Raw genomic sequence first — 22,456 nt, 5'->3', positions numbered from 1 at the left:
GAGCTGCGTGAGCCATTACGCGCCGCTGAAGCGCACGCGGGCCTGGAGGCTCTCGAAGACCTGCCGGATCACCGGATTGACTACGTGGCTGCGAATGTAGAGCCTATAGACCAGGTCCGGCAGCGGCGGCATGTTGTCGCCTGCACCCAGCACGCGCAGACCCGGATCGAGCTGCTCCACACCGCGAGCCGTGACGCCCAGTCCGGCGCGCAGCGCCGCGCGGATGCCGACCAGGCTGGTCGAGGTATGGCTGGGCGTCCAGGGAATGCCGGCGGTGTCCAGGGCTTCGCAGGCCAGCCGGCGAAAGATGCTCGGGCCGTCCGCCATCACCAGCGGTATGGGCTTGAACGGATCGTGCGCATAGTTGGCGCCGCACAACCAGACGGTGGGACTGGAGCGCAGGACAAAGCCCTCGAAGGCCTCGTCCTCGCGGTTGGAGATCACCATGTCCATCTCGCCCTGCTTGAGCGATTCCATCAGGAACGGGCTGCGCCCGACATGGAGATCGAACTGCATGCCGGGAAAATTCAATGCAATTTCCTGCAGCACGGGTGGCAGCATGGTGTCGGCCGTGTCGTGGGGCGCGCCGATGCGCACCAGGCCCTGAACCTGCCGGTGCTGCAAATTTCTAAGCGCCTCGTCATGGATCGCGAGCATATGCAGCGCATAGCCCAGCAGACGCCGGCCATGATCGGTCAGGCGCTTCTGCCGCCCTTGTTTCTCGAATAGTTCATGACCAACCTTGTCTTCCAGGCGCTGCATCTGCTGCGTGATGGTGGACTGCGTGCGCCCGAGCTGCAACGCAGCCGCGGCGAAGCTGCCTTTGTTCGCGATGGTCGCCAAAGTCCGCAGAAGTTCCAGATCAAGCATGTCCATACTTTAATTATATTGAAGTATTAACTTGAACTCCCCAGATTGTTTGACATCGGGCGCGGGACTAAATTGGCCTTCAACGACCAGAAGGAGCCCGCCTTGAACAACATTGCTGAGCGACGAGAACAAGCCGTGGCCTCGGCTGTTTCCGCCATGAGACGTGCCATCGGCGCCGGTCCAGCCACGCGCGAAAACCTGGACGCGGTATTGCACCAGTTGCTGGATCTCGCGGCACGGCGAGATCTGTGGCAACCCGCCGATTACCCAGCTCCCGAGGCCGGCGAGCACCAGGCACGCTATCTGATCGCCGAGGATCCAGACCATAGCTACGCGCTGTATCTCAATGTGATGCGCCCCGTCAAACGCATCGCGCCACACAATCACACGACCTGGGCCTGTATCGCCGCCGTGGAGGGTAGCGAGCACAACCGCGTCTATGAACGCTCCGACGACGGTACGGTGCCCGGCGTCGGAACGCTGCGCGAGACCGAGATGGTGATGGTGACGCCGGGACAGGGCATCGCGCTGATGCCCAACGATATCCATTCGGTGGAAATCCGCGGCGCGCAAATCATTCGCCATTTACACGTGTATGGCCGAGCGCTGGAAACCCTGAACGAGCGCGTCAGCTACGACCTAGAAACTGGCACCTACCGGACCATGCCGATCGGCGTACAGACACGCCGCTGAGCGCAGCACCGGATCTCCACCGCGTGCGTGCGCGTCAGTGCATCACTCTGCCTCCATCTACCGACTCCCTTCATGCCTATTTCCGTTTCCGCTTCCACCCTCAAATCCTGGCTGCACGATGGCAGGGAGATCGCCTTGCTCGATGTGCGCGAGCACGGCCAATACGGCGAATCGCACCTGTTCTATGCGACCTCGCTGCCCTATAGCCGGCTGGAGCTGGAGATTGCACGCCTGGTGCCGCGCAAGCAGGCTCGTGTCGTGGTGTATGACGGAGGCGAAGGCGGCAGCGCGGGCGTGGCCGAGCGCGCGCGCCTGCGCCTGGAGGCGCTGGGCTACACGCAGGTAGCCATTCTGGAAGGCGGCACCCGCGCCTGGCGCGGGGCGGGCTATCAATTGTTTGCCGGCGTGAATCTGCCATCCAAGACTTTCGGCGAGCTCGCAGAACACGTCTATCGGACACCCCGTATCACCGCGCGGCAGTTGGCGCAAAAACAGGCCGAGGGAGCGCCGTTGGTGCTGCTGGATGGGCGTCCCGTGTCGGAGTTCGGCAAGATGAATATTCCGGGCGCCATCTGCTGCCCAAACGGCGAGCTGGCCTATCGCATCCGCAACCTGGCGCCCGACGAGTCGACGCCTATCGTCATCAATTGCGCCGGCCGGACGCGCTCGATCATCGGCGCGCAGACCTTGATCAACCTAGGTGTTCCCAACCCAATCTACGCGCTGGAAAACGGCACGCAGGGCTGGTATCTGGCAGACCTGCCGCTCGAGCATGGTGGAACCCGGCGCTATGCCGACGACTCCGGCGGACAGTCCCTGCAGACGCAGGCCCGGGCCCTGGCGGCGCGCTTCGACGTGCCCTACGTGGACGCGCCAACCGTAAGGACCTGGTTCCAGGACGTCGGACGTTCCCTCTTTCTCTGCGACGTGCGCACGCCGGAAGAGTTCAAGGCCGGGTCGCTACAGGGCGCGCAGCATACGCCGGGCGGCCAATTGATGCAGGCGAGCGACCAGTATGTCGGCGTGCGCGGCGCGCGCCTGGTGCTCTTCGACAGCGACGGTGTGCGCGCGCCCGTAGTTGCGAGCTGGCTGCGCCAGATGGGCCATGACGCCTGCGTGCTGGCCGGCGGGCTGAACAGCGGCCTGGCGCTGGATGTCGAAGCAAGCCCGCCCGCTCCGGCGCTGGCCAGCATCTCGGTGCCGGAATTGGCGCGGCGCCTGCAACGGCAGGACGTGGCGGTGGTGGACCTGCGTCCAGGCATGCGCTACCGGGCCGCGCACATACCCGGCGCGCGCTGGTCGATCCGCCCAAACCTGGCGCGCGACCTCGTAGCCGAACCCCGCCAGATCGTGCTGGTCGCGGACGAGGCCGAGCTGGCGCAATGGGCTTCGCTGGAACTTCCCCAGGCACCGCTGCTGCTCGAGGGCGGCATGGGCGCCTGGCAGCAGGCGGCCATGCCGGTCGAATCGAGCCCTGATCGCCCATCGGATGAAGCATGCATTGATTACCTGTTCTTTGTGCACGACCGGCACGATGGCAACAAGGAGGCGGCCCGCCAATACCTGGCCTGGGAAACCGGTCTGGTACCCCTGCTCGACGAGCGGGAATTGGCGGCCTTCCGCCTACCACCCGCCGCCGACTAACCCACGCCACGCATGGCTGCCATAACCGGCAGGTAGCAACATCATGCGCACGATCTTCTTCCCGATCCGATCTCTGTCAACCCCGTCAGTCCAGATGGTTTCACGATGAAAGACGAACACTCTCTGTCCAGGAAATGGAGTACGCAAACCCGCCTGTCCCACACTGGAAAGGCCCCGGCGTACATCGGTGGCACGGCCGTCAACCCGTCGATCGTGCGTGCCAGCACGGTCGTCTTCGAAAATACCGCTCACCAGCGCGAAATGCGCGAGCGGCGGGGCCAGGAACGCATCTTCAGCTACGGCGCCCGCGGCACGCCCACCACCTTCGCGCTGGAGGACGCAGTCAGCGAACTGGAGGGTGCCTACCGCACCCGCCTGCTCCCGACCGGACTGGCGGCCATCGGCATGACGCTGCTGAGTTACCTGCGGCCCGGCGATCACGTGCTGCTGACCGACAGCGCCTATCAACCGGTGCGGCACATGGCGCAGCAGTTCCTGCAGCCCTACGGTATCGAGTACACCTTCTTCGCAGCCGACGGCAGCGATGCCGAGGCGAAGATGCGTCCCAACACCCGCATGCTCTACGCCGAGTGCCCCGGCTCGCTGGTCTACGAAATGTGCGACTTGCCCGCACTCGCCGCCATGGCGCACGAACGCGGCGCGATCGTGGTGGCAGACAACACTTGGGGATCGGGCTACCAGTACCGGCCGTTGCTGCTGGGCGCGGACGTTTCGGTTATGGCCGCGACCAAGTACCTATCCGGCCATTCGGACGTGATGATGGGAACCGTGGCTACGACCGAAGCAGCCTGGGGCGCGCTAGCCGAGCGCTGCGATGCCTTCGGCATGACTGTCAGCCCCGACGATGCGTGGCTGGTGCTGCGCGGCATGCGTACCCTGGCAGCGCGTCTCCAAATGCATGAACAGCACGCGCTGACGGTGGCGAAGTGGTTGCTGGAGCAGCCGGCGGTGCGGACGGTATTCTGCCCAGCCCTGCCGTCGCATCCCGGACATGAATTGTGGCTGCGCGATTGCCAAGGCACCAATGGACTGGTGTCTTTCGAATTGCCCGCAGGCACACGTCAAGCCAACGTTGACCGTTTCATCGACAGCCTGCGGCTGTTCGGCTTGGGTGCATCCTGGGGAGGCTACGAGAGCCTGGTCACAGGCGCGCACCTCACCCAGGCGCGTAGCGTCACAGACTGGAGCGGCCACGGGCCGGTGGTGCGCTTGCACATCGGCCTCGAGAATCCGGCCGATCTCATCGAGGATCTCGCACAGGGCTTCGAACAGGCGGCTCTGGCGAAATAGCGCGCGTCCACGGCTGCCGAGCGTCCGTCCGGTCGCGACAAGCACTCGCGTACGGCGAGCGCATACACACACACAAGGAGAAAACCATGAGAAATGCCTATTCCAGACTGCTCGCCGTGTCCGCTTGCGCTGTAGCAGCCTACTTCGGAGGCGCAGCCCAGGTCTGCGCCGCCTATCCGGAAAAGCCGATCACCATCACCGTACCGTTCCCCGCCGGAGGCGGCGTGGACGTGGTCGGCCGGCTCTACGCGCAGCAGATCACCGAGAGCACAGGGGCGAGCATCGTCGTGGAGAACCGTGCCGGCTCGGGCGGCATCATCGGCGTAGGTGCGATCGCTCGTTCGAAGGCGGACGGATACCAGTTCGTGATGGGCAGTCCGGGCAATATCAGTATTGCCCCGAGCGCCTACCGCTCGCTCAGCTACGATCCCGCGAAAGACCTGCAGGCCGTGGCCATGGGCGTGCAGATGCCCATCCTGCTGGTGGCCAGGCCGGATGCGCCGTTCACCACAGTGGCCGAACTGATCAGCTACAGCAAGCAGAATCCGGGCAAGCTCACCTATGGTTCCGGGGGCACGGGGACCTCGCTGCACCTCGCGGGCGCCATGTTCGCCCAGATGGCTGGAATTAACGCCCTGCACGTGCCGTATAAAGGCTCGACCCCGGCATTAATCGACTTGATGGGCGGGCGCGTCGACTATATGTTTGTCGACACGTCTGCGATGGCGAATGTGAACGCAGGAAAGATCAAGCTGCTGGCAGTCACCAGCGGCAAGCGTTCGACTTTGCTGCCGGATACACCGACGGTCGCGGAATCGGGGCTTCCGGGCTACGAAGCCATCAATTGGTATGGTTTCTTCGCGCCCGCCGGCACACCTCCCGAAGCGGTGCAGTGGCTGCACGACAAGATACAGGCAGCCCTGGCCGAGCCAGCCCTGGCGAATAAGCTCAAGAGCCAGATGGTCGAGCTACCGCCCGCCATGGACAGCGCCGCCTTTGCTCAATTCGTTGCCGGCGATACAGCCAAGTGGTCGCAGCTGATCAAGGCAATGAACCTGAAGCTGGATTAAGGGCGGAGGCTCGCATGATTCGTCCCGTCGCGCGCATCGGCGTGCTACTGCCGGAAGGCAATATCACCTGTGAAGTCGAGTATCCCCGGTTGGGGCAGTCCGATGCCAGCTTCCATTTCCAGCGGTTGCATCGCGACGGCGCGGCGCTATCGGCCGAGTCTCTGCTGACGCTGCATCGCGGTGTCGACGCGGCGCTGGCCGCGTTGCGCGACACGAGCCCGCGGGCGTATGTGTTTGCGTGCACGTCCGGGACCTTCCTGGCAGGACATGACAGGCATGACGATGCCGCTGCGCGGATCCGCGCAGCCACCGGGTGCCCGGCCATCACGACCGCCAGCGCGCTATTACAGGCATGCAGCGCCCTGACCGTGCGTCGACTCCACATGCTGGCGCCATATCCCGACGCGATCACTCGCCAGGAGGCCGAATTCCTGGCGTTTCACGGCGTCGACGCCAGCCACTACGACACCCTGGAATGTCGCGACGGCAATGCCATACGCGGATTGGACGAGAGCACGGTGTACCAGCGTCTGATGGCACGCGCCGACGACGCGCGTCGCGCTGACGCTGTCTTCCTGAGTTGCACCAATATGCCAACGCTAGGTCTGATCGAAGCACTAGAAGCCGATCTGGGCGTGCCCGTTTTTTCGTCGAATACCGCCACGGCCTGGGCGGGCCTACGACTGGCGGGCGTCCCCGGCGATACCCCAGCGATTGGCGTGCTCGGCCGGCAGGCACTGCCCGAGCGCGCGCACTTTTCTACCACTTTCGATACAAGGAACCATGATGGGCGTCATCCGTGATTTTCTTTCTGATTTTTCGGGCCCCGCGCTCAAGCAGGGCGCGATCGACGTGGGGACCATGGCATCCGGCATGGCCGTGGAGCTGCCTTTCGTAGCCATTCGTGGTGCCCGACCAGGCAAAACGCTATGGCTCAATGGGCAGGTCCATGGCGATGAGATCAACGGCATCCTGGCGGCCCTGCGCTTCGCGCGCAGCCTGGACCCAGCCACCATGAGCGGCAATGTGGTGGTCACTCCCACGGCCAATCCCCACGCACTGGACAGCCGTCGGAAACGCAATCCATATGACGATCTCGATCTCGACCAATGCTATCCCGGCAACCCCGGCGGCCTGATCTCCGAGCGGCTGGCACATGCACTGATGGAGGAGATCCGCGGCACCGCCGACCTGCTGATCAACCTGCACACCATGAACGCGCTATTCGATTCACGGGTCTACGCAGTCTACAAGGTGCATCCGGACAGTCCATTGTCTGAAGAGGCGCTACTGGATCTGATTGCGCTGTTCGAACCCAACGTCGCCTGCCGCATGGATGTGGGTGGCAAGGGTGAACTGCCGGGCAATATCGCCGGCGCACTCGACTATCAATGCCTGGCGTTGGGTATACCCGCATTCATGCTGGAACTGGGAGGAGGCAGCCGCTGCGAGATCGCCAACGTCGACCAGGCCGAGCGCGGTTTCGCCCGGCTGGCTGCACGCCTGGGAATCCTTGACGGTCAGGCCGACGACTTCGTCGCCAAGCGCGTGCGACGCGTGACCCGGCGCGGCTGGTTGACCTTTGCGCATGGCGGCCTGTTCATGCCGGCGGTCGAAGCCGGCGTCACGCTGCCGGCCGGCAGCCTGCTTGGCGCGACCATGGATCTGCACGGTAATCCACTCGAGAGAATCGAGCTTGCGCATGATGCCGTGGTCATCGGCTTGCGCCGTGATCCCGTCGTGCACACGGGCGAGCGCGCCGCGTTTGTCGCGCGAGAATGGGAGGAAGTCGAAACTAATATTGCACGATAAGCGCCACGCTTCATCTTGATGGCACGGATGCGTTTGCGGTCACCGGCCGCATTCCGCCAAGAGCTGCCTGTACTTCTGACCATTCTTCGCATCGAGCCGGCTCTCGCCTATTCCCATGGCATCCCGCTTCTGATGCTGAAAGAACTTGGGGTTGGGAAACCATCGATATGGTGAAGCGCCATGCACGCTTGGCGCCAAGCCACCTTGCAGCCCATGCGCCACGGTCAAGTTTTGGCCAAACTCGGCCGGGTAATGAAAAACGCCCTAGTCGCTTAGCGACTAGGGCGTTGATTTCATTATGAATTCTGGTGGGCTGTGAGTGGCTCGAACACTCGACCTACGGATTAAGAGTCCGCTGCTCTACCAACTGAGCTAACAGCCCTGCAACTTCACTCAGTTTCGTCCGCTTTGCTGCGCGTTTTTTAGTTCGCTGCCGCTGCGTTTCGTTATGTGTGTAGTGCGAAGAAGAAAGATTATATGCAGCTTTTTTGGTTTGTGCAAGTCACCTGGAAAAAAACTTTTCCCAGGCCTGCCTCAAGCCGCAAATCCGCCATCCACCGACAGGCTCGCGCCCGTGACGTAGCGCCCTTCCGGCCCGGCCAGGAACGCCACCATGCCGGCGATATCACGCGCCTCGCCGTAGTGCGGCAGGGACAGTACCGCCACCAGGTCCGCCGCATGCGCGCCGTCGGCGGGATTCATGTCGGTGTCGATCGGGCCGGGATGCACCACATTGGCGGTAATGCCGCGTGCGCCCAGGTCGCGCGCCAGGCCCTGGGTCAGGCCGACCAGCGCGGACTTGCTGGCGGCATACAGCGCAACGCCTGCGCGGCCCGCGCGGCCTGCCAGGCAGCTGCCGATGTTGATGATGCGTCCGCCGTCCGGCATGGACGCCTGTGCCGCTTGAATGGCGACGAACGGCGCGCGCACGTTGACGTCCATCGTGCGCTCGTAGTCGTCGAGGCTGGTTTCGCCGATCGTGCCGGTCAGGAAGATGCCGGCGTTGTTGACCAGCACGTCTATCGGTCCCAGTTCGGCGACGGCCCGGTCGACCGCGCCGCGAACCGCGGACGCGTCCGCCGCATCTGCCTGGATGGCGAGCGCGCGGCGCCCGTCCACCGACAGTTCGCGTACCAACGCCTGCGCGCCGGCGGCCGAGGAAGCGCTCACATAAGTGAAAGCCACGTCGGCGCCATCAGCCGCGAGGCGGCGCACGATGGCGGCCCCGATCCCCCGGCTGCCGCCGGTGACGAAAGCAATTTTTCCAGTCAGATTCGGCATTGCAATATCCATATTTGTAGTGATCAATACAAATATATTCGCCGAGCGCATTGACGCCCGTCAACTATTTTTTATCGATCACCACAAAATTCTCTGACGAGTAAAATCACGCCCATGGCAGAACGTGGGCGCCCCAGGAACTTCGATCGTGCCCAGGCCTTGCGCAAGGCCATGGACGTCTTCTGGTCGAAGGGATATGACGGAGCATCGCTGACCGACCTCACGGCGGCGATGGGCATCAATTCGCCCAGCCTTTACGGCGCATTCGGCTCAAAGGAAGGACTATTCCGCGAAGCGGTGGAGCTCTACCGCGAAACCGAGGGCAGCTCGGCGCGACGCGCGCTGCAAGAAGCGCCCACGGCGCGCGAAGCCATCCAATCCATGCTGCTGGCTTCCGCAGAACGCTTCACCGCTCCGGGTACGCCGTCGGGCTGCATGATCGTGCTGAGCGCGCCGGCAGGCTGCGTGAATCAGGCCGGCGTGGGCGACTTCCTGGGCGACAACCGCCGCGACATGCAAAGCCGCATCCTGACCCGCCTCAATGCTGGCGCATCCGATGGCGAACTGCCCGCCGGCGTCGATCTCAAGAGCCTGGCCGCCTTCTACACCACCGTGCTGCATGGCATGTCGATCCAGGCGCGCGACGGCGCCAGCCGCAAGACCTTGCAAGCCGTGGCCAGACAGGCGATGAGAGCCTGGGACGCGCTGACCGAAAGCATACCTAACGGATAACGCCATGTTCCGGATCAACCTGCGGCATCTCATCCTGTGGATCAGCTTGCTGTCGGTTCTGCTCGCGCTGATGGGCAGCCTGCATGCCAGTTACCTGGTGCAGCGTGATCTTCTGCTGCGCACCGCGCTGGAACTCAACCAGGCCTACGCCTCCAAGCTGGCTTCCGTGACCGACGTGTTCCTGACCGACCTCAGGAACTATCTGTCGTATAGCGCGGAGATGCTGGCCGACATGGAAGTGCATCCCGAACACATGGCGGCCGAGACGCAGCGCCAGGAACGGCAGCTCGGCCAGTTCAACTCCACGTTTGTCGTGTCGCCACAAGGCACGGTACTGGCGGCATCGACCTCGGACCGCGCGTTGCTGGGCCAGCAACTGAACAGCGAGGCCGTCAGCCGCGCGCAGGCGACCTTGCACCCGACGGTCAGCGCCCCGTTCATGGACCTCAAGAACCGCTGGCTGATCCTGTACACCCACCCGATTTTCTCGGCCGACCACCGCTATCTGGGGTTTCTCGGCGGCACGCTCTACCTGCATGAGCACAACATGCTGGATCACCTGCTGAGCCAGCACTTCTACCGCGGCGACTCCTCTCTTTACGTCATCGATCGCAACGGCACCCTGATCTATCACCCCGACCCCGGCCGCTTGGGACAGAGCGTCTCCAAATCCGACGCGTTCGCCCCCGCCTTGCGAGGCGAAACCGGCGAAATGCGCTTCACCGACGACGACGGCCACGCGTTGCTGACGGGCTATGCGCCAGTGCCCAGCATGGGCTGGAGCATCATCGCGCAACGCCACGTCGACGCGACCTTGCAACCTCTGGGCGATCTGCTTCTGACCACCGCTCTCCATACCTTGCCGCTGCTGCTGCTTTCAGTGGCCTCCATCTGGCTGCTGTCGCGCTGGATCGCCCGGCCGCTAGGCGAACTGGCCGGCATCGCCAAGCACATGCAGAACGCGGATTCAGCGGATCGCATCCGCAACGTGCGCTCCTGGTACTTTGAAGCCGCGCAACTCAAGCGCGCGCTGCTGGCGGGGCTGTCCTCGATCCACCACAAAATCCGCGACCTGCGCCGTGAAACCACTACCGATACCTTGACAGGCCTCTTGAACCGGCGGGGAATGGACGAGGCGCTGGCGCTGCTGCAAGCCGAGAAACAGCCGGTGGCGGCCGTAGTCATCGACATTGACCACTTCAAGCACATCAATGACCGCTACGGCCACGCGGAAGGCGATCGCGCGCTGCAATCCCTGGCCAAGCTGATGAGCGACGGTTCGCGCAGCGGCGACACCGTGGCGCGCGCCGGCGGCGAGGAGTTCGTCATGCTGCTGCCCGGCGCCCCCCTGGAAGCCGCCATCGCCCTGGTGGAGCGGCTGCGTCAGCGCATTGCCACCGAGCCGGGCGCCGTCGCCACGCCCTTCACCATTTCGGCGGGAGTAGCGGCCTACCCCGCGCATGGCGCGACGCTGGACGCCGTACTGCAACGCGCCGACCAGGCGCTCTACTACGCCAAGAACCACGGCCGCGACGCCGTCTGCGTCGCGGACGACGACGCCCAGGCCGGAGCGCGCCGGGCCTCGCCGGCCTGAGCTCTATTTGCCTTTGGACGGAGCGGGCGGCGGCGCCTTGGGCGGCACGCGCATCTGCTTCAGCAAGGGACCGCAGGCATTGTCGTCGGTGGTGCTGGGCGCAACCAGCGCCAGCAACCCGGCGGCCGGCGTCAGCAGTACGCCCAGGGCCACCATGCCCGCGCCGCGCGCCGCCAGGGGCAGCACATGTACCCCCACGTCCGGCGAGCCGAAGGTGCCCCGTACATACAAGGGAGAGCGCAGCGAGAAGATGCGGAAGCCCTTGCTGTCCGGAGTGATGTCCAGGTCCATCTTCTCGTTCTTGAAGTCAGCCGTGCCAGTGATGCTGATCAGCGCGTTCTCGGTGTCGAACACGAACACGCGCGGCGTCATCACGCCGTTCTTCATTTCCAGGTCGGCCGCGCCGCAATTGATCTTCACCTCGTCGTCGCCGAACAGCTTGGAGACGACGTAGTTGCCCACGTTGAGTCCCGCGATCTCCATCAGGCTGCGGCTGATGACGCCATCGTTGACCAGCATCTTCACATCGCCCGTCGCGGTGCCCAGCAGGGCTGCGACCGAGTTCCCCGCGCCGCTCAGCGCCATGTCGCCATTCAGCTCGCCCAGCGTTTTCTGCATGGCGGCGGTGGAGGGGAAGAGTTGCTTGAGCCGCAAGCGGCGCGCGCTGATGTCCACACGCCCGGTCAGGGTCGAGCCGGAGCCATCCAGCCGTATGGTCGAATTGATATTGCCGCCAGCCATGCCGAAGCGCAACGGTTCCAGCGTGAGCTTGCCATCCTGCAGCACCAGGTGCACGGACAGGTCCGACAGCGGCAGCTTGCTGTCATGCACGATGCGGCCGGCATCCAGCGCAACGTCGGCATCCATGTCACGCCAGCGGTCGGTACGGAATGCCTGCGTGGGCAGCACCTTGCCCCCCTTCGGCTTGGCCGGCGCGTCCTTGGCCTTGTCCGTTTCGGCGCCCGCAACCTTGCCCGATGGCACGCCGATCAGCGGCCCCAGGTCCTCCATGCGCAACTGTTTGGAGGAAAGCTTGCCGGTCAGCTTGGGCCGGGGCATGCCCAATGCGAAACTGATGTCGCCATGCAGATCGCTGTTACCCACCTTGCCGTTGAAATCCTTGTAGTCGAACACCGCCCCGCCGGGATTACGCAGCTTGGCCACCAAGTGGCCGTCGGTGGAATACGGCGGCGTGTCCGGCAGCGTGACGCCCGTCAGCGGATATAGTTGCGCCATGGACGCGCCCGACAGCTTCAAACGCAGATCCAGCGAGCCGAGGTTGACCGGATCGGTCAAGGTTCCCGCGATTGAAGCCCGGGTACCGCCGATGGTTACGTCCGCCTGCACAGGAAAAGGCTGCCTGGCGTCCTGCAGGGCCAGCATGCCGCCGACCTTGCCTTCGCCCTTGGTGGCCAGGCCCTTGAACTTGCCGTCCAGCTTCCAGCCGAATACGTAGTCGCGCGGTGACGGTGCGGCCCCGCCCTCTTCCGCTGCAAAGGCTGCCCCGGCCACGTCGGCGAACGGCACCGGCTTGCCCAGGGGATCGACCAGCACGGTCAGGTCCGCCTTGAGAACTTCGTCCATCAGCGCCACCCGGCCCTTGTCAAAGCCAATCTCATTGATGTCCAGCACCCAGGGCGAAGGCTCGCCGGTTTCTGGCAGCGTGAACTCCCAGTTGGCGCGGCCGTCGGCCAGGCGCTGCAGATCGGCGGCGGGTTCGGTCAGCTGGATGCGGCGGATGACCACGCGCTGGCGCAGCAGCGGCAGGAGCGCCAGGCTGAACTCGCCGCGCTTGAGGGTTGCGAACTGGGGCGCCTTGGCCCAGGGCGCATTGGCCACGGAGATATCGTTGGCAATGACATGCGGCCATGGCACCCAGGCCCGCCAGCCGCCCTCGTCGGGTTCGCGCGTCCATTTGACGCTGAGATCGCCGTTGATGGCGAAGGAGCGCCCGACCGCGGCGCTGGCCCGCTCATTGATGAAAGGCTTGGCGCGATTCCAGTCGAAGGTGGCGATCACGGCCACCAGTACCGCCACGAGGAGCGCCGCTCCCCCTACAATCCCGATCGCTATTTTTCCTGAGCGCGTCATGGTTATTATCCTTGGCATTGCGGCCGGCGTACCGCTGCCGGCCCTCGTTACCGTCAAGGGTATCGCGGCCTGCGGCGCCGGCCAGGCTTTCCGGCCCCATAATGTGTGCGGATTTTTCCTCGCCAGGCTCTCCACGCAGCGCCACCCGGCACGCGCCAGCCGGGGTTTGCCCAGCATGGCGCGTGCCTGGCCCCGTGGCGGCCGGTTACAAAACGAAATAGCTCCGCGCGGCGAAATGTGACCCAGGCATCGGCGCCTACCGAATTTTCGACGCCGGCAACGCTCAAATGCCTGAACGACAGACCCCGGCCCCTCGGACCGGGCAGCAGAACAACCTGGAGGCCCGATGCGGCATTCGACCTTGATTTTCGTGGTGGCGGCATTTGCGCTGCTGACGCTCAGTCGCCTGGCGCTCGCCGCTTGGCAGTCCAAGCGCGTGCGCGATGCCGGGGGGCTGATCCCCCTGCTGCTGGGAGGGCTGCGCATCGATGCGCACCAGATCGCCGTGCTGGCGGCGCTGCCGGCCGTGCTGTCGCCCTTGTTCGGCCACATCCCGCTGGCCGCCACGCTGGCCGGCTACTGGTACTTGGTCGCCTTCATCCTGCTGGCCTTTCTGGAAGTCGCCACCCCGCCCTTCATCCTGGAATACGACTCCCGCCCCAACCGCCTGTTCGTCGAATACCTGAAGCATCCGCGCGAAGTCTCCGGCATGCTCTGGCGCGGCTACAAGGGCGCGCTGGTGGGCGGCCTGGCCGTGGTGGCCCTCATCGGCTGGGGTGCCTACGGCCTGTTCGGCCACGCCCAGCCCGACGCGCAACTGAGCTGGTGGCAGATGCCGCTGGCCAGCCTGGCCATTCTCGCCATCGTCATCCTGGCCATCCGCGGCACGCTGGGCCACCGCCCGATCAACCCGTCCTCGGTCGCCTACAGCTCGGACGGCATGCTCAACACGCTGGCGCTGAACTCGCTCTACAACGTGTTCTACGCCATTTACAGCATGAAGAACGAAAAGTCCGCCTCGGCCGTATATGGCGGCATGGACGACGACAAAATGCACGCGACGGTGCTGGCCCAAGCCGGCCTGCCCAACCCGCCCGCCAACCCCGACTACCCCAGCCTGCACCGCCAGGTGGCCACGCGCAAGACGGCGCGGCCGCTGAACCTTGTGATCATCCTGGAAGAAAGCCTGGGCGCGCAATATTGCGCCGGCCTGGGCGGCGCCGACCTGACGCCGGAACTGGACGCCCTCGCGCGCGAGGCCTGGACCTTCACCCGCGCCTATGCCACCGGCACCCGCTCGGTGCGCGGGCTCGAAGCGGTGGTCACTGGCTTTCTGCCCACTCCCGCCCAGGCGGTACTGAAGCTGCCGCGCTCGCAGCGCGGCTTCTTCTCGCTGGCCGATCTGCTCGGACGCCATGGCTACCATTCGCGCTTCATCTACGGCGGCGAATCGCACTTCGACAATATGAAGGGCTTCTTCCTGGGCAACGGCTTCAAGCAGATCGTGGATCGGCCCGATTTCGTGGACCCGGCCTTTGTCGGCACCTGGGGCGCGTCGGACGAAGACATGTTCAATCAGCTGGATCGGCTACTGCGCGAAGATGGCGACCAGCCCACCTTCACGCTGGCCTTCAGCGTGTCCAACCATTCGCCCTGGGAGTACCCGGCAGGCCGCATCCAGACCGACGGCAACCCGGCCACCGTGGAAAACACCGTGCGCTACGCCGACTGGGCGCTGGGCCGCTTCTTCGAACGCGCCAAGGCCTCGCCGTACTGGGAAAACACCGTGTTCCTGATAGCGGCGGATCATGATTCCCGCGTCTTCGGCGCCAGCCTGGTGCCCGTGCGCCACTTCCATATTCCGGCCGTGATCCTGGGCGCCGGCATCGAGCCGCGCCGCGACGACCGCCTGATCAGCCAGATCGACCTGGCGCCGACCCTGCTGTCGCTGATAGGCGTGGACACCGAGCACCCCATGATCGGCCACGACCTCACCCGCAGCACGCCGGGCCGGGCGATCATGCAGTACGACAACACCTACGGCTATCTGAAGGAAGACGAGCTGCTGGTGATGGCGCCCAACAAGACGCCGCTGCAATATCGCTACACGGCACCCGAGGAATACGCGCCCGTGCCGCTGGACCCGGAGCTCGCCGCCGAGGCGCTTGCGCACGCGCTATGGCCCAGCTGGGCCTATCGCGAAGGCCGCTACAGCCTGCCGGAACAGGCTGGCGCATCATCCGCCCCCGGCGACAGGCCTGCCGCCTGAGCCCCCTGCCCCGCGGCCGCTACGCCGGCCGCTTGAATGCCTTGCGGGCTTTCTCGCTGGCGGCGTGGCAATGGCAATCAGGGCTGTGGTCATTCACCATGCCCACCGACTGCATGAATGCATAGACGGTGGTGGGCCCGACGAACTTCCAGCCCAGTTTCTTCAGCGCCTTGGACAAGGCCTCGGATTGCGCCGACGTCGAGGCGCCGCGGGTCGACGGCGCCCCCTTCGGGGCTTCGAAACGCCACAGGTAGGCGCCCAGCGAGCCTTCGCGCTCGATCATTTCCAGCGCGCGGGCGGCATTGTTGATCACGGCTTCGATCTTGCCGCGATGGCGCACGATGCCGGCGTCGTCCAGCAGCCTCAGCACCTCTTTTTCGCCGAAGCGCGCCACTTTCGCGGGCTCGAAGTTGGCGAAGCCGCGCCGAAACGCGTCGCGCTTGGACAGGATGGTGCGCCAGCTCAACCCCGACTGGAATCCCTCCAGGCAAAGCTGCTCGAACAGCGCCCGGTCGTCGCCCTCGGGGTAGCCCCATTCGGTGTCGTGGTAGGCCATGTACTCGGCGGAGGTGTCCACCCAGCCGCAACGGATCAGACCGTCGGGGGATTCGGTATTGGCGTTCAAGGCAGGCTCCTGGGCGCTATCGGGGCTACCGATGCTACCGCAGCAACGTCCCCGATAAAAGTCCGCCCATGCGCAAAAAAAGCATGGCGGCCGCCGATCATATCCCGCTACTATTTGCAGCCCTGATCCCGCGCCGGCCCTGTCCGCGCGCGTCCCGGCGCTGTACGGGGGGTCTGCGTCATGCGGCCCGTTTTGCAAGCCAGCCGGGGCCTGGACAGGTTTTCAGCCTTCCGCGCGCCATGTCCCTGCTAGAGTCCTCTCTCATTTCCTTCGTCTCGCCTGCCGTCCTGGCTGGCGATGACCCGGCCGCCAACCCCTGTCTGGACTGCGGGGCATGCTGTGCGCATTTCAGGGTGTCGTTCTATTGCGGCGAACTGGCCGGCGAGAACGGCGGCCATGTGCCGGTGGAACTGGTGACCCAGATGAGCCCGCTGCGCGCCTGCATGAAGGGTACGGAAACCGGCGGCGGCCGCTGCATCTCGCTGCGTGGCGAACTCGGCCAGCCCGGCATTCATTGCGCCATCTATGAAAATCGCCCCACGCCATGCCGGGAATTCGACATCTGGATGCCGGACGGCTCGCCCAATCCCGATTGCCAGCGCCTGCGCCTGGCGCTGGGCCTGGCCCCGGTGCCGCCCCGGCCGGACGCCGAGAACGACCCGCAAGGCCCCCTGCACCCCAACCAGCCCGCCGCGGCCTGAGGCAGCGGGTTTTCAGCCGGCGCAGGAATGGCTGGCCTGCGCCAGCATCGCCTGCCCGGAGCAAACGTCGGCAGCGGGCGCCGGAACCCGCTTGCGTATGCGGACGATGTCCGGATCCTTGCCCAGAAAGCCGAGCACATTGCGCATCACCCGTTCGCGCTCCTGGTCCACGCAGATCATGTGATAGCTGTCCTGCAGCATCACCACCGTCGACCGGGCAATGCGCTGCTCCAGGAAGCGGGCTGAGCGCGGGCTGGTCAGTTCATCCTCTTCCGCGTGCATGATCAGGGTCGGGCAGCGCATGCGCTCCAGCCCGCGCCGGACCATGGCGCGCAGCCGGTCCACCTGGCGCACGCAGGCCAGCGGCACCCATTGGTAATGGAACCCGTCGCCGCGCGCAAAGCCTGCCTTGATGAAGGCGCGCACCAGTTCACTTTTGACGCCATATGGATCTTCCTCGCGCACCCGGATCCGCCGCCGCAGGCCCGGCAGACGGTACGCCAGATAGCGCACGGCCCGGTACCAGGGGGTGCTCCACCCATCCAGGAACACTGGCGCGGACAGCGATACCAGCGCGCCGCGCGCGTGCGATTCGCGCTTGCAAAGCTCCACCGCCAGCAAGGCGCCCAGGCACATGCCGATCACGTGCAGCACCTCGTATTGCGCGCATAGTTCGCGATAGCGCTGCGTGACCACCGCCATCCAGTCCTCGACCGTCACATCAAGCAGATCTTCCGGACAACCGGCATGGCCGGGCAAGGTCACGCCGTGGGGTTCGACCCCGGCGCGCGCCAGCACCTTGTGCATGGCGCCCATGTCGAATTCGGTGCCGCCCAAGCCGTGAATAAGCAGCGCGCCAACGCGTTGCTGGCTCACGGCGCGCTCCTGGCCGGCGGCAACGCCAATAAAAACAAGTCATTCATGAAACACCCCTGAAGCATGGCGGGCAGGACGAAAAGGCCTGTCCGACCCTGGCGTCATACTAGGCAGGGGGTGTCCGGGAAGATCGGCAAAACTGTCGGAGAACCGTGAAAATCCGTAAAGCCCGCGGGCCGGGGCCGCGCTACTCGCGTTCAGCCAGATAGCGCGTGGGCGTCACGCCGAAGGCGGCGCGGAAGCTGCCGATGAAGGCGCTGGTGCTCTCGTAACCCACAGAGAGGCCGGCCTCGGTGACGGAGCCGCCGCGGCAAAGCAGCTCCAAGGCGCGCAACAAGCGCGCCTGCTGGCGCCATTGCCCCAGCGTGACGCCCGTTTCCTGGCGGAAGCGGCGCATCAATGTGCGCGAGGACATGCTCAGGCGCTGCGCCCACTCATCGATGCCGGCGGTGTCATCGGGCCGGTCCAGCAGCGTATTGGCCAGATCCTGCAAACGCGGATCGGCAGGCATGGGCAACAGCACGGGTTCATGCTCGCGCTGCTTGAGTTCTTCCAGCAGCACGTCGAACAACTGTTCCTGGTAAGCGGGAGACAACGTCGTGTTCGGCTGGACCGAGGTAAAGCGCTCCATCAGGGCTTCGATCAGCCTGGACGCGGGCCAGGAGCGGCAGCGGTCCGGCAGGCGCTCGCAGGCATCGCGGCGCACATACAGGAAGGACCCGCGCGCTTCGCCGAACCAGCGTGCGCCGTGCTGCACGCCCGGCGGAATCCAGCCCAGGCTGCCCGGCATCACCGTCCAAACCTGGGCGCCCGCCTGCACCAGTACCAGCCCTTCGTGCACGAGCACCAGCATGCCCTCGTCATGGACATGAGAAGGTACGGCAATGCCTTTGGATTCACGCCGTCCCTGGACGCTGAACGGCGTCAGCAATACGTCCGGCAGGGGAGGCGCCACGGCCACGTGAAGCATGGTTGGCAGGTTTGAGCTACAGGTTGACGGTTTCCGGTGAGCGGGCCCAGTTGGAAATGTACATCATTCTCACCTGGATATCAGCCACGCAAGGAAAACCTCCCATGGACCACTCAAGACTGCGCCATGCCGGCATCAAGGCCACCTTCCCGCGCATGAAGATCCTGGATCTCTTCTATCAACATGCCGGCCTGCACATGAGTCCCGCCGACATCTACCGCAACCTGCTCTCGGACAGCAGCAACATCGGCCTGGCCACGGTTTATCGCGTCATCACGCAACTTGAAGGCGCCGGCCTGCTCAAACGAACTCAGCTCGACGCCCACACCACCGTGTACGAGCTCAACGACAAGGGACACCACGACCATCTGGTCTGCACCGATTGCGGACGGATCCTGGAGTCCAGCGACCCGGCCATGGGCCAGCTGGTCCGGAAGATCGCCAAGCGCAGCGGCTTCCTGCTGGACTCCTACAGCCTGGTGCTTTACGGCCACTGCGGCTGCGGCAAGAACGCCGCCGCCCTTCCTCACGGAGAATTCGAATGAACCACGAACAGTTTTTCTTCCACGACCTATCCCAGTTTCCCATCGTCACGTCCAGGCATGGCGGCGCGCCCGACGGCTATTCCGCCAGCTGGATACGCGAAATGGAGATGCTGGTGGACAACCCCCAGAGCTTCGTCATGGTCGTACCCGACATGCGGCAGGAAGCCGGCCAGGCCGACCGCAAGGCCATGATCGAATGGCAGACCGCCAACATGCCGCGCCTGAAGGCCCGTTGCCGGGCCTTCATCGCCGTGGAGGGCAATGCCGAAGCGCTGGACAAGATCCGCAAACGCGGCGAAAAAATGACCCGCGCCTTCGGCGTGCCATTCCTGGCCGTGGCCACCGCCGGCCAGGCGGCGCAATGCGCCCGTGAACTGCTCGGCCAGTCCGGCCCGGGGGGCTTTATCGTGGACTAGAGGGCTCCGTCGATTTAAGAGTTGGCCGCCAGCGCCGTTGTCCATTGATGTCAAGGCGCTGGTACCCGCCGGGTAGCGCGCCCCCTCAACCCAGGACCGGCCGCCCAGCATGAACCGCGCACTCGCCTGCATTTTTTGCCAATCGACGCTTGCGCAAGGCGCCCCGCTGCTTGAACAAAACGGCGCAGCCATCTGCAAGACCTGTGCCGACAGCTTCTCGGCCCGGTTCGCAGAACGCTCCTGGACCATGGCGGCCACCCTGCAGGAACAGCTCGACGTGTTGCTGGAGGAAAGCCGGCGCGCCCTGGCGCACAGTGAATTGATGGCGGAGCGCGCCCGCAGCTGCGGCCTCAATCTGCATGATCTGTCGGCCATGCCGGCGCGCACCCTGTCCTGAAATCCCCAACCGTCAGCGCCCGCTTCCCGCGATTTCCACACGCTGGTCGATGGCGCCGAACGGCGCCTCGCCATCTGGTCCGCGCGCAAAGATGCGGACGCGGTCGCCATGCCGCAGATAGGGCGGCAGCTGCGCTTCGGGCACACCGCCGAGCTGGGCGCGGACCCGCGCCTCGGTAATGCAGGCGCTGCCCGCGCCCGGATCCGCATTGCTGATGGTCCCCGCGCCGACGATGCTGCCCGCCGCCAGGCTGCGCGTTCTGGCAAGGTGCGCGATGATCTGGGCGAAGTTGAAGACGATTTCGCTATTGGCGTGGGGCTCGCCGAAGCGCTCGCCGTTGATTTCGATGCGCACGGGCAGGTCCAGCATGCAATCCTTCCAGGCGGCGCCCAGCGCGTCCGGCGTCACCGCAATAGGCGCGAAGCTGGTCGCCGGCTTGCTCTGGTAGAAGCCGAAGCCCTTGGAGAGCTCACCCGGAATCAGCCCGCGCAGGGACACGTCGTTGAGCAGGACCACCAGCGCGATCAGATCGGCCGCCCGCGCAGCGTCAGTGCCCATGGGCACATCCTTGGTGATCACGGCGACCTCGGCTTCCAGGTCGACCTGATGGGCCTCGTCGATCGCCACGATGGCGTCCTGCGGCCCGATCATCACGTCCGACCCGCCCTGGTACACCAGCGGCTCCTCTTCGTAGCGCGGCGGGATTGGCTCCCGGCGCCACTGGTAGATCAAGCGCGCATGATTGCGGTAGACGGAGGCATCCGCCCACTGATAGGCCCGTGGCAACGGGGCCATGCACTGGCTGGCGTCGAACGCGCCCGCTCCCGCCCACTCGGCGGCGTCGAGCGCCTGCGCGCGGCGGGCGAGCTGCGGCGCCAGCGCGTCCCAATCATCCAGCAGGGTTTGCAGCGTAGCGGCGCAGCTCCCCGCGGATATCCATCGCAGGCCCGACGGGCTCACCAGCATCAGCTCGCCGTCACGCGTGCCGCTCCTGCGCGTTGCCACGCGCAATGGCAAAGCAAGCTTGCTCATGCCAGCCTCCCCGCCACCGCCGCGGCGCCGCGTTTGTCCTCGGTCCAGCGGTCCAGCGCCGCGCGGGCCTCCCGCACGTAACCTTCGACGGCTTCCGGCGCGGCCACTTCGACCGTCAGCTCCAGCCGCAGGCCGTTGGGATCGAAGAAGTAGATCGATTCGATGTAGCTGTCGTGATCCGTAACGCCGACCACCTCCACGCCGTGAGCCTCCAGCCTGGCCTTCATGGCAAGCAGATCGTCGCGCTGCGGCACCCGCAGGGCTATGTGATTGACCCATCCGGGCGTGTTCGGCGACGGCAGCGCCGCGGTCTGGTCGCCCAAGTCGAAGAACGCCATGCAGGAGCCGTCCCGCATGCGGAAAAAAATATGCACGTAGGGGCAGTATTCCCCTGTGCTGGGCACGGAGTCCTTCTTGATGACGTGCACCAGCGGCAAGCCCAACAGGTCTTCGTAGAAGCGCCGGGTCTCCTCGGCGTCCCGGCAGCGCCAGGCGAAATGATGCAGTCCCTGCACGGGACGGGCGGCAGTATGGTCCATGCGATTCCTCAATCGAGCGATATCTTGTTGGCGCGGATGACTTCGCCCCAACGGGCAGATTCGGCACGCGCCAGGGTCCTGAACTCATCGGGCGTTCCGGGCAGCGGCTCGAAACCGAACTCGGCAAAGCGCTTCACCACCGCAGGATTGGCCAGCGCCGCATTCAATTCCTGGTTCAGACGCCCAACCGCTGGCGCCGGCATGCCCTTGGGGCCGAGCATGCCCTGGAACGCAAACACCTCGGCGTCCGGCACGCCCAGTTCGGCCAGCGTCGGCACCTCCGGCAGCAACGGCGAACGGGCCTGCGAGCCGATGGCCAGCGGCCGCACCTTGCCGGCCTTGATGATGGATGCTCCCGAAGCCAGATCCAGGAACATCACCGGCACCTGCCCGCCCATCACGTCCTGCATGGCAGGCGCGGCGCCGCGGTAGGGCACGTGCGTCAGGCGCACGCCAGTGCGGCTCTGGAACAGTTCCATGGCCAGATGATGCGGCGAGCCGTTGCCGACCGAGGCGTAGTCCACCTTGCCCGGCTCCGCCTGCACGCGCTCCATGAACGCCCTGAAATCCGCAGCGGGAAACGCCGGGTTCACCACCAGCACCAGCGGAAACTTGCCAATGGCGCCGATATACGTGAAGTCCTTTTCCGGACTGAAGGCCAGCTTGCGGAACAGGTGTTCGTTGAAGGCCAGCACGCCGTTGTCCGCCGACATGACGGTGTAGCCGTCGGGCTTGGCATTGGCGACCTGCTCCGCACCGATGTTGGTCGCGGCGCCCGGCCGGTTGTCGATGATGATCTGCTGGCCCAGCGCGGCGCGCATGGACTCGGCCAGCGTGCGCGCGAGGTTGTCGGTGCCTCCGCCCGCGGGATACGGCACAACCCACTTGATCAGTTGGTCGGGATACTTGGCCTGGGCGCGGGCCAGCGGCGTGGCCGCGGCCAGGGCCGTGGCCCCCAGCGCCTCGAGAAAATGGCGTCGGTTCAAGT

22 protein-coding genes and 1 tRNA gene are annotated in these 22,456 nt (G+C 65.2%); 13 read left to right on the top strand and 10 right to left on the bottom strand.

All coding sequences use genetic code 11. The annotated features are described in order from the left end of the window. Positions 1 to 15 precede the first annotated feature (15 nt). On the bottom strand, positions 16 to 876 hold the full coding sequence (locus N5C88_RS12675; protein ID WP_118932635.1) for a LysR substrate-binding domain-containing protein: 861 nt from the start codon (positions 874 to 876) through the stop codon (positions 16 to 18). 96 nt (positions 877 to 972) lie between these two features. Here N5C88_RS12675 and N5C88_RS12670 point away from each other — a divergent pair, with 96 nt between their 5' ends. The 6 genes from N5C88_RS12670 (at position 973) to N5C88_RS12645 (ending at position 7,400) form a co-directional block, all read left to right on the top strand. Beyond that, entirely contained in the window at positions 973 to 1,563 is a 591-nt protein-coding gene (locus tag N5C88_RS12670; protein ID WP_280015415.1) for a cysteine dioxygenase family protein, read from the top strand. Positions 1,564 to 1,635: 72 nt separating this feature from the next. Beyond that, positions 1,636 to 3,207 (top strand): rhodanese-like domain-containing protein, encoded by a 1,572-nt coding sequence (locus tag N5C88_RS12665; protein ID WP_280015414.1) that lies wholly within the window; start codon positions 1,636 to 1,638, stop codon positions 3,205 to 3,207. 105 nt (positions 3,208 to 3,312) lie between these two features. Beyond that, positions 3,313 to 4,518: a cystathionine beta-lyase gene (gene metC / locus N5C88_RS12660; RefSeq protein WP_280015413.1), complete on the top strand. Its 1,206-nt coding sequence runs from the start codon at positions 3,313 to 3,315 to the stop codon at positions 4,516 to 4,518. Positions 4,519 to 4,604: 86 nt separating this feature from the next. Further along, on the top strand, positions 4,605 to 5,588 hold the full coding sequence (locus tag N5C88_RS12655; RefSeq protein WP_251877895.1) for a tripartite tricarboxylate transporter substrate binding protein: 984 nt from the start codon (positions 4,605 to 4,607) through the stop codon (positions 5,586 to 5,588). A 14-nt stretch (positions 5,589 to 5,602) separates the two neighbouring features. Next, entirely contained in the window at positions 5,603 to 6,391 is a 789-nt protein-coding gene (locus N5C88_RS12650; protein WP_280015412.1) for an aspartate/glutamate racemase family protein, read from the top strand. Beyond that, entirely contained in the window at positions 6,375 to 7,400 is a 1,026-nt protein-coding gene (locus tag N5C88_RS12645) for a M14 family metallopeptidase (RefSeq protein ID WP_347881393.1), read from the top strand. The genes N5C88_RS12650 and N5C88_RS12645 overlap by 17 nt, the downstream gene beginning before the upstream one ends. A gap of 306 nt (positions 7,401 to 7,706) precedes the next feature. On the opposite strand, the gene N5C88_RS12640 is transcribed toward N5C88_RS12645, so the two are convergent. Both N5C88_RS12640 and N5C88_RS12635 read right to left on the bottom strand, forming a co-directional pair. Beyond that, positions 7,707 to 7,782 (bottom strand) — tRNA-Lys (locus N5C88_RS12640). A gap of 152 nt (positions 7,783 to 7,934) precedes the next feature. Beyond that, the gene (locus N5C88_RS12635) at positions 7,935 to 8,681 is read right to left on the bottom strand and encodes a 3-oxoacyl-ACP reductase family protein (RefSeq protein WP_059373682.1); all 747 of its coding nucleotides are present in this window, start codon (positions 8,679 to 8,681) and stop codon (positions 7,935 to 7,937) included. A gap of 114 nt (positions 8,682 to 8,795) precedes the next feature. On the opposite strand from N5C88_RS12635, the gene N5C88_RS12630 reads away from it, so the two are divergent. Together N5C88_RS12630 and N5C88_RS12625 are read left to right on the top strand one after the other, a co-directional pair. After that, positions 8,796 to 9,413 carry a TetR/AcrR family transcriptional regulator gene (locus N5C88_RS12630; RefSeq protein ID WP_280015410.1) on the top strand — a complete coding sequence of 206 codons (618 nt, stop codon included), beginning with the start codon at positions 8,796 to 8,798 and terminating at the stop codon, positions 9,411 to 9,413. A gap of 4 nt (positions 9,414 to 9,417) precedes the next feature. Next, entirely contained in the window at positions 9,418 to 11,007 is a 1,590-nt protein-coding gene (locus N5C88_RS12625) for a sensor domain-containing diguanylate cyclase (protein ID WP_251877901.1), read from the top strand. Positions 11,008 to 11,010: 3 nt separating this feature from the next. Here the strand turns inward: N5C88_RS12625 and N5C88_RS12620 are convergent, their stop codons facing one another. Beyond that, on the bottom strand, positions 11,011 to 13,098 hold the full coding sequence (locus tag N5C88_RS12620; RefSeq protein ID WP_118932626.1) for an AsmA family protein: 2,088 nt from the start codon (positions 13,096 to 13,098) through the stop codon (positions 11,011 to 11,013). A 346-nt stretch (positions 13,099 to 13,444) separates the two neighbouring features. On the opposite strand from N5C88_RS12620, the gene N5C88_RS12615 reads away from it, so the two are divergent. Continuing rightward, the gene (locus N5C88_RS12615) at positions 13,445 to 15,367 is read left to right on the top strand and encodes an LTA synthase family protein (RefSeq protein WP_280015409.1); all 1,923 of its coding nucleotides are present in this window, start codon (positions 13,445 to 13,447) and stop codon (positions 15,365 to 15,367) included. Between the two features lie 19 nt (positions 15,368 to 15,386). On the opposite strand, the gene N5C88_RS12610 is transcribed toward N5C88_RS12615, so the two are convergent. Continuing rightward, entirely contained in the window at positions 15,387 to 15,992 is a 606-nt protein-coding gene (locus tag N5C88_RS12610) for a DNA-3-methyladenine glycosylase I (protein ID WP_054457558.1), read from the bottom strand. 239 nt (positions 15,993 to 16,231) lie between these two features. On the opposite strand from N5C88_RS12610, the gene N5C88_RS12605 reads away from it, so the two are divergent. After that, positions 16,232 to 16,693, top strand: a complete 462-nt coding sequence (locus tag N5C88_RS12605) for a YkgJ family cysteine cluster protein (protein ID WP_059373686.1) — start codon at positions 16,232 to 16,234, stop codon at positions 16,691 to 16,693. Between the two features lie 12 nt (positions 16,694 to 16,705). On the opposite strand, the gene N5C88_RS12600 is transcribed toward N5C88_RS12605, so the two are convergent. Both N5C88_RS12600 and N5C88_RS12595 read right to left on the bottom strand, forming a co-directional pair. Beyond that, positions 16,706 to 17,569 (bottom strand): alpha/beta fold hydrolase, encoded by an 864-nt coding sequence (locus tag N5C88_RS12600; RefSeq protein ID WP_280015408.1) that lies wholly within the window; start codon positions 17,567 to 17,569, stop codon positions 16,706 to 16,708. Positions 17,570 to 17,756: 187 nt separating this feature from the next. Next, the gene (locus N5C88_RS12595) at positions 17,757 to 18,539 is read right to left on the bottom strand and encodes an AraC family transcriptional regulator (protein WP_280015407.1); all 783 of its coding nucleotides are present in this window, start codon (positions 18,537 to 18,539) and stop codon (positions 17,757 to 17,759) included. Between the two features lie 104 nt (positions 18,540 to 18,643). Here N5C88_RS12595 and N5C88_RS12590 point away from each other — a divergent pair, with 104 nt between their 5' ends. From N5C88_RS12590 to N5C88_RS12580, 3 genes are all read left to right on the top strand, one after another. After that, positions 18,644 to 19,084 carry a transcriptional repressor gene (locus N5C88_RS12590; RefSeq protein WP_054457561.1) on the top strand — a complete coding sequence of 147 codons (441 nt, stop codon included), beginning with the start codon at positions 18,644 to 18,646 and terminating at the stop codon, positions 19,082 to 19,084. After that, a complete protein-coding gene (locus tag N5C88_RS12585; protein WP_059373688.1) occupies positions 19,081 to 19,500 on the top strand; it encodes a hypothetical protein in 420 nt (139 codons plus the stop codon). Before N5C88_RS12590 ends, N5C88_RS12585 begins: the two co-directional genes overlap by 4 nt. A 109-nt stretch (positions 19,501 to 19,609) precedes the next feature. After that, positions 19,610 to 19,897, top strand: a complete 288-nt coding sequence (locus N5C88_RS12580) for a hypothetical protein (RefSeq protein WP_059373689.1) — start codon at positions 19,610 to 19,612, stop codon at positions 19,895 to 19,897. 12 nt (positions 19,898 to 19,909) lie between these two features. Here N5C88_RS12580 and N5C88_RS12575 read toward each other — a convergent pair whose 3' ends face one another. From N5C88_RS12575 to N5C88_RS12565, 3 genes are read right to left on the bottom strand one after another with little or no spacing between them, the layout of a single operon-like run. Next, on the bottom strand, positions 19,910 to 20,929 hold the full coding sequence (locus N5C88_RS12575; protein ID WP_280015406.1) for a fumarylacetoacetate hydrolase family protein: 1,020 nt from the start codon (positions 20,927 to 20,929) through the stop codon (positions 19,910 to 19,912). Then, a complete protein-coding gene (locus N5C88_RS12570; RefSeq protein ID WP_280015405.1) occupies positions 20,926 to 21,468 on the bottom strand; it encodes a VOC family protein in 543 nt (180 codons plus the stop codon). Before N5C88_RS12570 ends, N5C88_RS12575 begins: the two co-directional genes overlap by 4 nt. Before the next feature lie 8 nt (positions 21,469 to 21,476). Further along, positions 21,477 to 22,454, bottom strand: a complete 978-nt coding sequence (locus N5C88_RS12565) for a tripartite tricarboxylate transporter substrate binding protein (protein ID WP_118932619.1) — start codon at positions 22,452 to 22,454, stop codon at positions 21,477 to 21,479. Positions 22,455 to 22,456 lie beyond the last annotated feature (2 nt).

The sequence above is a fragment of the Achromobacter sp. GD03932 genome (assembly GCF_029839485.1).
GTDB lineage: Bacteria > Pseudomonadota > Gammaproteobacteria > Burkholderiales > Burkholderiaceae_B > Achromobacter > Achromobacter bronchisepticus_A.
The sequence above is the reverse complement of the archived record's forward strand: the minus strand, read 5'-3'. Positions and strand labels throughout refer to the sequence as shown.